Raw genomic sequence first — 10,592 nt, 5'->3', positions numbered from 1 at the left:
GCGCCCAGCGGGCGGCCGTCGGGCAGGGGCACGTCGACGGCCGCCCGCTGGGCGCGGGAGATCAGCTCGGCGGCCTTCTCCATGAGGATCGCCCGGTCGCCGGGGCCGAGTTCGAGGGCCAGGGCGTCCATCCGGACACTGTGGTGCAGACCGCCGTCGGCCTTGGCCTCGGCCGCCGCGTACGCCTGGAGCAGCGAGCGCTCACGGGCGGAACTCTGCGCCAGCAGCCGCCGTTCGATGGCCGCGGCGGCCTTGCGGATCACGGGGGTCAGCGCCGGGTCCTCCGCGCTGCGGGGATAGCCGAAGCACAGGACGCCCTCGATACGGCCGCTCAGCGGGTCCCGGACGGGGAGCGCCCGGCAGGCGCTGCCCTGGGAGCGTTCGGCGAAGTGCTCGGCGCCGTAGACGCCGATGAGCCGTCGCTCCGCCAGGGCGAGGCCGATGCCGTTGGTGCCGGCGAACCGCTCGGCGAAGACGAACCCCGGCACGGTCTGGATCGCCGGGAGGCTCCGGGCCATCGACGCCCGGCCGAACCGGCGCATCAGCACGGTGCCGTTCCCGTCGGCCAGGGAGATGTTCATGGCACTGCCGGCGAACCTGGCCTGCAGCCGGTCGAGCACCGGCGTCGCCGCGCGGACGATACGGCCGTCGGGGTCGAAGTCGTCGCTGAAGGGCAGCTCGGACTCGTTCGGCGAGAGCCCCAGGGACCGGGAGCGCCGCCAGGAGTGCAGGATCGACGTCCGCACCCCCGTCTCGACCTGTTCGCCCTGGAGAAAACGCTCACGAGAACGAGCGGGTCCCGTGCCTTGTGTCGCACGGCCCGTGAGGATCGGCTCGCCGTCGGACCTGACCACGCTCGCCTCACACGCGCGATTCGATAACCCGCTTATCGGAAGTATCCGGCATTGACGAGGATACGGGCATCCGCAACCCGAGTCACGGTCGGCCCTGGAGGCGCGCACGGAGCCGGAGGGGCCGCAGGCGCCGGAGACGCCGCAGGGGCGGGCCGATCACAGGACCGCGACCGGATTGACGGGTGAGCCGGTGCCGCCGGGGACGTTCAGCGGGGCCACAACGAGCAGGAACGCGTACCGCCCCGCCTCCGCGGTGGCGGCGGCGAGCGCCTCCAGATCGAGGTTGTCCAGCAGGGGCACGCCCATCGCGGTCACGGCCAGGGCGTGGACCGGTGAGTGCACCCCGGGGACGGGCGAGGGCCGTACGTCGCTGTCGCCGTCACCGCCGAGCAGGCAGACACCGCGTTCGGCCAGCAGGGGCAGGGCGTCCACATGGAATCCGGCGCTCGCGGTGTCGGGGTCCCAGGCGCCGAGTTCCGCGCGGCGGCGGACCTGACCGGAGCGCAGCAGCACCGCGTCGCCCTCGCCGATCGTCACCCCGAGTGCCTTCTCCGCCGCGAGGACGTCCTTCGCACGCACGGCTCGGCCCGGCTCCAGCCAGCGGACGCCGAGGACGGCGGGGAGGTCGAGCAGCACACCCGTCGTGACGAGGGGGCCGAGCGCGGCCACCGTGCCGAAGCGGGCGCCTGCCGCGTCGACGGACTCCTGGGCCGCCCTGCCGTCGTAGAGCCGCCCCCGGTAGGCGATGTGGGACAGCGCGTCCAGATGGGTGACGCCCTTGCCGTGGTAGTCGGCGGCGAGGAAGTCCTTGTGGGTCGTGGGCTCCGGGCTCTCCACGTCCCCGAGGTCGGTCATGTGGTGCAGGGCGGGCTTGCGGTTGTCGGGTCCCGGCCGGGTGTTCCAGGGCAACGCCATCGGGACGACCAGCCCGGACCGCACGTGCCCGGCGGCCCGCCGCACATGCTCCTCGGTCACCCGGTTCCACGCGCCCCGGTCGGCGGGGTCCCAGCGCCCCCAGGTACGGACGGCCTCGAAGATCCGGTCGAACTCCTGCCGGGAGACGACGGGGCCGTTCGGGGCGCCGTCACCGTCGGGGGCGGGGCGCTCAGCCTGGGCCGCCTGACCGTGATCGGCGTAGGTCGCCTGACCACGTTCGGCATGGGTCCCCCGATGGCGGCCGACCGCCCGTTCGGGGTCGACGGCCTGCTCCGGGCCGGCCGCTCGCTCCGAGTGCGGCGGCTCAGCGGACGTCGGGCTCATCGGCACTCCTCGCGGATGGTCACCAGCACTCCCACTGGTCCACCGTGCACCTGTCAGAGAACCCGGCGCCACAGCAGCCGGGGGGCGGCTCGGACCAGGGCCGCCGAGGCCAGTCCGAGCGCCGCGCCGGCGGCCACGTCGGAGGGGTAGTGCGCGCCGCTGTGCACGCGTTCGACGGCCACCGGCACCGCGAGCGCCCCGCAGGTCGCGCCGACGGGCGGCCACACCGAGCCGACGGCGCGCGCGAAAGCGAAGGCCGCGGCCGTGTGCCCGGAGGGGAAGGAGGAACTCTCGGGGCGGTCCCGGAGCGCGTCCGGCGGGACCCACTCCGAGGGCGGGCGGCGGCGCCGGTACAGCTGCTTCGTGACCAGGTTCGACAGGAGCAGCGCCGTCGTCATGCCCGCCACGCCGGTCACCGCTGCCACCCGGCCGCGCCCTCCCGTGGCCGCCAGCAGCGCCGTCACGGCCCACCACACCTTCGTGTGTTCGGCCGCCTCCTCGACCGCGGGCAGCACCCGCCGCGCCCACGCCGGCCCGCCGTCGATGACCCGGCGGGCCAGTCGTCGGTCCGCGGCGCGCAGCTCCGCCATCACCTTCATGGGCGGCGTCCTCCCGTCCGCGCCGCCCGGGGGCGGCGACCCGGCGCTCACGGGCGCTCAGGTGCGAAGTCGTCGTCGGTCCTCGTCGGTCCACTTCCGCGTGTCGCGCGGCTGGACGTACGGCTCCTCCTCGACCGGATGGCCTCCCGCGACGGCCCGTTGGCGGGCGAGCTCCGCGTCGAACTCCAGGCCGAGAAGGATCGCGAGATTCGTGATCCACAGCCACACCAGGAAGACGATCACACCGGCGAGGGTGCCGTACGTCTTGTTGTACGAGCCGAAGTTGGCCACGTACACCGCGAACCCGGCCGAGGCGACCATCCAGATCAGCAGTGCCAGGAGGCTGCCGGGAGTCACCCAACGGAAGCCGCGCACCTTGGCGTTCGGGGTCGCCCAGTAGAGCAGCGCGATCATGACGGTGACCAGGGCCACGAGCACCGGCCACTTCGCGATCGACCACACCGTCAGGGCCGTGTCGCCCATGCCCAGCGCCGAGCCCGCCTCACGGGCCAGGGCCCCGGTGAACACGACGATCAGCGCGCTGATCACCGCGAGGACCAGCAGGACGACCGTCACGGCGACCCGGATCGGCAGCACCTTCCAGACGGGGCGGCCCTCGGGCATGTCGTAGACGGCGTTGGCGGTGCGGATGAACGCGGCGACGTAGCCGGAGGTCGACCACACCGCCAGCAGCAGACCGACGATCGCCATGACGGAGCCGATCCCGGCGTTGCCCTGGAGCTGCCGCACCGCGTCCTGGAGGATCTCCCGCGCCGAACCCGGGGCGAGGCTCTGGATGTTGTCCAGCACCTGCTGGGTCGCCGAGCGGCCGGTGATGCCCAGGAGGGAGACGAGCACCAGCAGCGCGGGGAAGAGCGAGAGGATCCCGTAGTACGTCAGGGCGGCGGCCCGGTCGGTCAGTTCGTCGTCCTTGAACTCCTTCAGGGTCCCCTTCAGCACCGCCGACCAGGAACGCTTGAGCACCTGCGTCGGCTGGTCCGGCGCCCGCCGCTCCACGTCCTCGTCGGGCCCGATGGACCGCTCGTCCTCCTCCGGTCCGACGGACCGCTCCTCGGGCGCTCGCTCCGTCCGGTCCTCGGGACCGAGAGGCTGTTCCTCCGGCGCCCGCCGGTCCACCCGTTCCTCCATGGCATCGGCCTCGCGGTCGTGCGCGTGGTGTTCGCCATGCCTTCTGAGCCGTTTCAGTGTCCGCACCATGCCGCACGCGTATCCGCGCGCCGAGCACCTATGCGCTTGTTTGAGCAGAAATGTCGAGCGCCGGGTGCCCGACCTCCGTGTCAGAGGGTGTCCGTCGCGGGCCGGGACGCCACCAGGCGGCGCAGTTCGGCCTTGGCGAGCTTGCCGCTGGCGTTGCGCGGCAGTCGGTCGAGGAGCAGGAGCCGGGTGGGGAGCTTGTAGTCGGCGAGGTGGCGGCCGGCGAACGCCCGGACCTCCTCCAGCGTGGGCTCCGCGCCGGGCGCGCAGGTGAGGACGGCGAGGACGGTCTCGCCCCAGGTGGGGTCGGGCACACCGAGGGCGGCCGCCTCCAGGACACCGGGGCAGGCGGTGAGGACGCGCTCCACCTCGGCCGGGTAGATGTTCTCGCCACCGCTGATGATCATGTCCTTGAGGCGGTCGACGATGTAGTAGAAGCCGTCCTTGTCTCGGTGGGCGATGTCCCCGGAGTGGAACCAGCCGGCGTCGTCGAAGGCGGCGGCGGTCGCCTCGGGGTTGTTCCAGTAGCCCGGCGTGACATTGGGGCCGCGGACGCAGATCTCGCCGCGGGTGTCGGCCTCGTCGATGCCGTCCCCGGTGACGGGGTCGACGACGCGGATCTCGGTGTACGGCATGGGGGCGCCGGCGGAGCCGGTCTTCTCGCGGGTCAGCGCGGCCGGCAGATACGTGGCGAAGGGGGCCGTCTCGGTGAGCCCCCACGCCTGCTGGAGGAGGACACCGCCCTCGGCCCAGTCGTGGATGAGCCGCGGCGGCACGGGGGCGCCCGCGACGATCGGGGACCGCAGCGCGCTCAGATCGGCCTCGGCGAAGCCCGGCACGCGGGAGAGGGCGGCGTACATGGCGGGCACCGCGAAGAGACCGGTGACCCGGTGGCGTACGAGGTCGTCCAGGCACTGGGCGGGGTCGAACGCGCGGCGTACGACGACGGTGCCGCCGCGCAGCAGGGTCCGCAGGGTGAGGGCGTTGAGGCCGCCGATGTGGAAGAGGGGGGCGACGGCCAGGTTCACGTCGTCGGAGCGGGTGTCGACCATGCTGTCGACGTTCACCGCGTTCCACCAGATGTTGCCGTGGGTGAGCATGACCCCTTTGGGGCGGCCGGTGGTGCCCGAGGTGTACATCAGCACACCGAGGTCGTCCTCGTGCAGGGGCACCGGCGGCCGTTCGGCGCGGCCGGGGCCGAGCAGCAGCGACAGCGGTGTCCATCCCGCCGGAGGCGTCGCCGGGGCCGGGCAGGCGGGGTCGGTATCGACCAGGACGCGACGGCGGGCCGGGAGGTCGTCGGCGATCGACTCGACGAGCGTGCGGTGCCCGTCCTCGACGACCAGGGTGTGGGCCCCGCTGTCGACGAGGATGTCGCGGACCTCCTCGGCGACGAGCCGGAAGTTGACGGGGATGAAGACGGCGCCGAGGTGGGCGGCGGCGAAGAGGGTGTGGAAGAAGGTGGCGCTGTTCAGGCCCAGGTAGGCGATCCGGTCGCCGCGCCGCAGCCCCTGCTCGGCGAGTCCCGCGGCCAGTTCGACCGCCGTCCGGCTGAGCCCGGCGGCGGAGAACTCCTGGCCCTCGTAGTGGAGGGCGGTCGGGGTGGGGTACTTCGCTCTGCGGTGCAGAGCCGCTGCGGGGCTGATGTCGACGGCGGCCATGGCGGCGGCTCCTTCGCTGGCTGTCGTACCGGCTTCGCCGAACGCTCCGGAGAGCTCCTTGTCGTCCCCCCACCGTCCCACCGGGCGGCCACCGGTGAAACCGGACGGCGGGACTACGGGACCGGACGGTGGGACTACGGGACCGTCGTCTCGTCCGGCAGTGGCTGTTCCGCCCAGATGGTCTTGCCGGTGCGGGTGTGGCGGCTGCCCCAGCGCCGGCTGAGCTGGGCGACGAGGAGGAGGCCCCGGCCGCCCTCGTCGAAGGCGCGTGCCCGGCGCATGTGCGGGGCGGTGCTGCTGGAGTCGGACACCTCGCAGATGAGGGTGGCGTCGCGGATCAGCCGCAGCTGCACGGGGGCGTCGCCGTAGCGGATGGCGTTGGTGACCAGTTCGCTGACGATCAGTTCGGTGACGAAGGAGAGGTCGTGCAGCTGCCAGGCGGCGAGCTGGTCGCAGGCCAGCTTGCGGGCCTGGGCGACGAATGTGGGGTCGGCGGGCACGTCCCAGGTGGCGACCTGGTCGGCGGCCAGGCCGTGGGTGCGGGCCAGGAGCAGGGCGACGTCGTCCGCGGGGCGGTCCGTCAGCAGTCCGCGCAGAACACCGTCGCAGGTCTCCTCCAGGGGCCGGTTCTTGCCGCCGAGCGCCTCCCGCAGCAGGGTGAGCCCGTCGTCCATGTCGAGGCCGGCGGTCTGGACGAGGCCGTCCGTGTACAGGGCGAGCACGCTGCCCTCGGCGAGGTCGAACTCCGCCGTCTCGAACGGCAGCCCGCCCACGCCCAGCGGCGGCCCGGTCGGCAGGTCGAGGAACTCCACCTCGCCGTCCGGGGCGACCAGGGCGGGCGGCGGGTGGCCGGCGCGGGCCATGGTGCACTGCCGCGTGGTCGGGTCGTAGACGGCGTACAGGCAGGTCGCGCCGATCTCGCCGGGGCTGTCGGCGTCGTCGTCGCCGTCCGCCGCCGTCTCGGTGTCCAGGCGCAGGACGATGTCGTCGAGCTGGGTGAGCAGCTCGTCCGGGGCGAGGTCCACGTCGGCCAGGGTGCGGACGGCGGTCCGCAGCCGGCCCATGGTCGCGGAGGCCTGCACCCCGTGGCCCACGACGTCGCCGACGACGAGCGCCACACGCGCCCCGGACAGCGCGATCACGTCGAACCAGTCGCCGCCGATCCCGGCGCGGGAGCTGGCCGGCTGGTAGCGGGAGGCGATCTCCACGGCGGCCTGCCGGGGCGCGTGGTGGCGCAGCAGACTGCGCTGGAGTCCGAGGGCGATGGCGTGCTCGCGGGTGTAGCGGCGGGCGTTGTCGACGCACACGGCGGCGCGGGCGGCCAGCTCCTCGGCGAGCAGCAGGTCGTCCTCGGTGAAGGGTTCCGGGGTGCGGTGGCGGGCGAGGAGCGACAGGCCGAGCGTGACGCCCCGGGCCCGCAGCGGCACCGCCATCAGCGAGTGGATGCCGTGGGCGTCGATGCTGCGGTCCCGCGCGGGTGTGTCCGCGGCCCACAGCCGCCGGGTGATGTCGTCGACGTCGTACAGCAGGGCGCGGCCGCTGGTCAGGGCGCGGCCCGGCGGTGAGTTCTCGTCGTAGGTGTGCCGGCTGCCGACGGGGATGACGGCTTCGGGGCAGCCCTCCAGCACGGACCGCTGGGCGGTGCGGCGGAACAGCAGGGGGCCGGCGCCGGGCAGGAGGGGCGCCTCCTCGCCGGCCAGCACCGAGTCGAGCAGGTCCACCATGACGAAGTCGGCGAAGTAGTCGGTGCACACCTCCGCGAGTTCCTCCGCGGTGCGCGCCACGTCGAGGGTGGAGCCGATCCGGCCGCCGGACTCGTTGACCATGGTGAGGCGGCGGCGGGCGAGGAACTGCTCGGTGCTGTCCAGCGCCACCAGGCACATGCCGCGCACCGCGCCGGCGTCGTCCTTCAGTGGGCTGAGCGACACCAGCCAGGCGTGCTCGCGGGCCTCGCCGGGCGCGTGCAACCAGGCCTCGTACGGCACCGGCTCGCCCGTGCGCAGGACGCGCCGCACCGCGGCGTCGAGGCCTTCGAAGCCGGGCAGCTTGCGTCTGCCGTCGACGGACTCCCCCACCCGGCGGCCGAGCAGGTCCTTCTCCGGCCGCCCCATCACGTCCTCCATGGCGGAGTTCGTGGCCACGGCGAGCCCGTCCTGGTCGAACAGCGCGATCGGTACGGGCAGCTGGTCCAGGGCCCAGCCCCGCAGCCGGGCCACGGGTTCCGGCACCGTGGCCGTCACGAACCACCGGGCCTCACCCGCCGCGTCCGTGAGGGGGTGGGCGACCAGTTCCAGCTCCACGCGGTGGCCGTCCCGGTGCCGGGCGTCGAGGGGGCCGCGCCATTCGGCCCGCCGGGTGAGACGGCGCCGGGCCGGGGCGGGAAGGGGGCCGGTCAGCAGCTCGGCGGCCGGTCGGCCGAGGATGTCCTCGGGCCCGTATCCGAGCAGGTCACGGGCGCCGGTGCTCCACGCGACGATCACCCCCCGGGCGTCCACCGCGGCCGAGGCGACACCGTGCTCGCCCATCGTTCCTTCTCTCCACGACCTCTCGACGACCGGAGCCGCCGTGGGCGGCTCCGTGAGATCGACTGCTCGCACTGCTTCCCGGGTTCATTGTGCGCCGGGCACTCCCCACGGCGCGCGACCGCGGAGCACGACGGTCCGGAAGGCGTCCGGTTCCGGGGGTGGTGTCCCACCGGTCCCCCGGCGAGGATGCCCCCTCGCGCGACACATCCTGCCGTGCGTCGCGGCGGTGGACACCCGCCCGGACGGGGAAGGGGGCCCGCGATGGGGGCTCATGCGGCACCGGGTCGTGGACGCGCGCTGTGGGCGCCGACGGTTCTCCTGCTCCTGACCGTCCTCCTCGGTGTCCCTCGGGCCGAGGGCGCGCCCGTGTCGGCGGACGCCTGCCGCACCACGGGCACCGCGTTGCCGCGCGGCGACTGCGGGCCGTTCTGGCAGGTCCTCGCGGAGGACTTCAACGGTGACCGGGTGCCGCTGGGGTCGTTCGACGACTGCGCGCACGAGGTCGACACGTCCGCCGCGTACTGCGGGGGACTGAGCGGCGCGTACCGCGACAACTGGTGGGCCTATCCGACGGGCTGGCCCGACACGGCCGGCGAACGGGGCCGGGAGGTCGTCGGCGTCTACCACCCGGAGGACACCGTGAGCGTGGGCCCTGCGGAGAACGGCGACGGACGGATGTTCATCCGGATGTGGCGGCCCACCGACGGAGGTCCCGTGCACGCCGCCGCGGTGGTACCGCGTGCCGTCATGCAGATGAAGTACGGCAAGTACAGCGCCCGCATCAAGGTCACCGCACTCGCTCCGGGCTACAAGTCCGCCTGGCTCCACTACGGGGGCGGCTGCGAGATGGACCATCCCGAGGGCGAGTGGACGGACGACCTCACCGCCTTCCATCATCCCTGCGGGGGTGGCGAACAGGGCTACTTCCCGGGCGCCGACGACTGGACGGAGTGGCACACCGTGTCCACGGAGTGGACGCCCGGTCAGGTGCGGTTCTTCGTCGACGGCAGGCTGGTCGGGCACGACACACGGCAGGTGCCGGACCGGCCCCTGTCGTGGGTGCTCCAGAACGAGAGCGCCCTGAGGGGCCCCGGCGCCGCCCCCGGCAGCAGCGCCCGGCTCGACATCACCTGGGTCGCGGCCTACGCGTACGGCTGGAAGTGAACCGGCCTCCGCCCGACGGCCCGCGACCGATGCCGTCGAGCGTCGGCTTCCGCGCGCCCGAGTGCGCCGCACCCGGCGCTCCGCGCCTCCGTGGCCGACGTCCCGCGCGGGTCAGGGCGCGCGCACCGGGAGGAGGGCCCGGGTCTCCCAGCCGCGGCCGACACGTGGGCCCGCGTGCAGTGCGCCGCCCAGCGCGGTCACCCGTTCGTTCAGGCCGACCAGTCCGAAGCCCCCGCCGCGCGCGTCCTCCGGCAGCTGGGTGCCGCCGCGGCCGTCGCCGGCGACCGACACCTCCAGTCGGTCGCCCCGGTGTCGCAGCGCGACGGTGATCCGCTCGGCGTCGGCGGCGTGCCGCCGCACATTGGTCAGGGCCTCCTGGGCCACCCGGCGCACCGTCTGCGCGGCCTCCGCCGACAGCGCGCGGCGTTCACCGCCGACCTCCACGGCGGTCGCCTCGGTGAGGGCGGCCAGATCACGCAGGTACTCCTCCACCGGAGCCGTCACGCCCCGCAGCGCGGACAGCGCCTGACGGGTCTCCGCCAGGCCCTCACGGGCCATGGCTCGGGCGGCGACGACCCGTTCGAGGATCCGCTCCCGCTCGGCGTCGCGCTCGATCAGCAGCCGGGCCGCCTCCAGGTGGACCAGCTGGGCGGAGAGGCTGTGGGCGAGGACGTCGTGCATCTCGCGGGCGATCCGGGCCCGTTCCGTGAGGGCGGCGGACTCCGCCTGGGCCTCCAGCGCGGCCCGTTCACGGAGCTGGAGCCGCAGGGCGTTCCCGCGCGCCTCGGCGTCCAGGCGCAGGACGTGGCCGAGGAGGAAGAGGCCGGCCGCGGTCGCGGCGGTCGTGGGCCATGTGTCGTCCGCCGTCGCGGCGTAGCCGGCGAGCGCACCGGCGGCCACGGGCACGGCGGCGGCCCACGGCAGCCGCCGCAGCGCCACGACGACCACGCCGCACCACACGACGACCGCCAGCACGTCGAAGCCCACGGCCCGCGCCGCCACGGCGAGGCCCGCCGCCGCGAGGAGTATCAGCAGGGAGGTCCACAGCCGCCGGACGAGGGTGAGCCGGAAGAACACCCACACACCCAGGACGCAGCCCGTCACGGCGACCACGTCGAACAGCGTCCGCCAGGACAGGACCGGGTGCTCCGAGACCCCCCGCCACAGCAGCAGCCCGGTCACGAAGACCCGTCCGGTCCAGGCGCGCAGCCGCCCGTACCGCGTGGCGCCCTCACGGGAGAGCGCCTCCCGAGAGGGCCAGCTCGTCCAGGTCACACGACGACTCACACACGGTCCTTACGAGCGGCGGCGGGG

8 protein-coding genes are annotated in these 10,592 nt (G+C 74.0%); 1 reads left to right on the top strand and 7 read right to left on the bottom strand.

The window, feature by feature from the left end; translation table 11 throughout:
- The 6 genes from AOK23_RS26585 to AOK23_RS26560 form a co-directional block, all read right to left on the bottom strand.
- Positions 1-854: sigma-54-dependent transcriptional regulator family protein (locus AOK23_RS26585; RefSeq protein ID WP_476718307.1), on the bottom strand; the 854-nt coding region annotated here is incomplete at its 3' end.
- A gap of 156 nt (positions 855-1,010) precedes the next feature.
- On the bottom strand, positions 1,011-2,114 hold the full coding sequence (locus AOK23_RS26580) for a cyclase family protein (RefSeq protein WP_079049711.1): 1,104 nt from the start codon (positions 2,112-2,114) through the stop codon (positions 1,011-1,013).
- Between the two features lie 53 nt (positions 2,115-2,167).
- Positions 2,168-2,713: a phosphatase PAP2 family protein gene (locus AOK23_RS26575; protein WP_055715160.1), complete on the bottom strand. Its 546-nt coding sequence runs from the start codon at positions 2,711-2,713 to the stop codon at positions 2,168-2,170.
- Between the two features lie 57 nt (positions 2,714-2,770).
- The gene (locus tag AOK23_RS26570; RefSeq protein WP_055715159.1) at positions 2,771-3,931 is read right to left on the bottom strand and encodes a YihY/virulence factor BrkB family protein; all 1,161 of its coding nucleotides are present in this window, start codon (positions 3,929-3,931) and stop codon (positions 2,771-2,773) included.
- Between the two features lie 80 nt (positions 3,932-4,011).
- Positions 4,012-5,589, bottom strand: coding sequence for an AMP-binding protein (locus AOK23_RS26565; RefSeq protein ID WP_055715158.1), 1,578 nt, complete (start codon positions 5,587-5,589; stop codon positions 4,012-4,014).
- Between the two features lie 134 nt (positions 5,590-5,723).
- The gene (locus AOK23_RS26560) at positions 5,724-8,114 is read right to left on the bottom strand and encodes a SpoIIE family protein phosphatase (RefSeq protein ID WP_055715157.1); all 2,391 of its coding nucleotides are present in this window, start codon (positions 8,112-8,114) and stop codon (positions 5,724-5,726) included.
- A 261-nt stretch (positions 8,115-8,375) separates the two neighbouring features.
- Between AOK23_RS26560 and AOK23_RS26555 the strand changes: the two genes are divergently transcribed.
- Positions 8,376-9,278 (top strand): glycoside hydrolase family 16 protein, encoded by a 903-nt coding sequence (locus AOK23_RS26555; RefSeq protein ID WP_055715156.1) that lies wholly within the window; start codon positions 8,376-8,378, stop codon positions 9,276-9,278.
- Between the two features lie 111 nt (positions 9,279-9,389).
- Here the strand turns inward: AOK23_RS26555 and AOK23_RS26550 are convergent, their stop codons facing one another.
- Positions 9,390-10,565, bottom strand: a complete 1,176-nt coding sequence (locus AOK23_RS26550) for a sensor histidine kinase (protein WP_240496567.1) — start codon at positions 10,563-10,565, stop codon at positions 9,390-9,392.
- Positions 10,566-10,592 lie beyond the last annotated feature (27 nt).

It is taken from the genome of Streptomyces torulosus, assembly GCF_001419765.1.
Classification (GTDB): Bacteria; Actinomycetota; Actinomycetes; order Streptomycetales; family Streptomycetaceae; genus Streptomyces; species Streptomyces torulosus.
The sequence above is the reverse complement of the archived record's forward strand: the minus strand, read 5'-3'. Positions and strand labels throughout refer to the sequence as shown.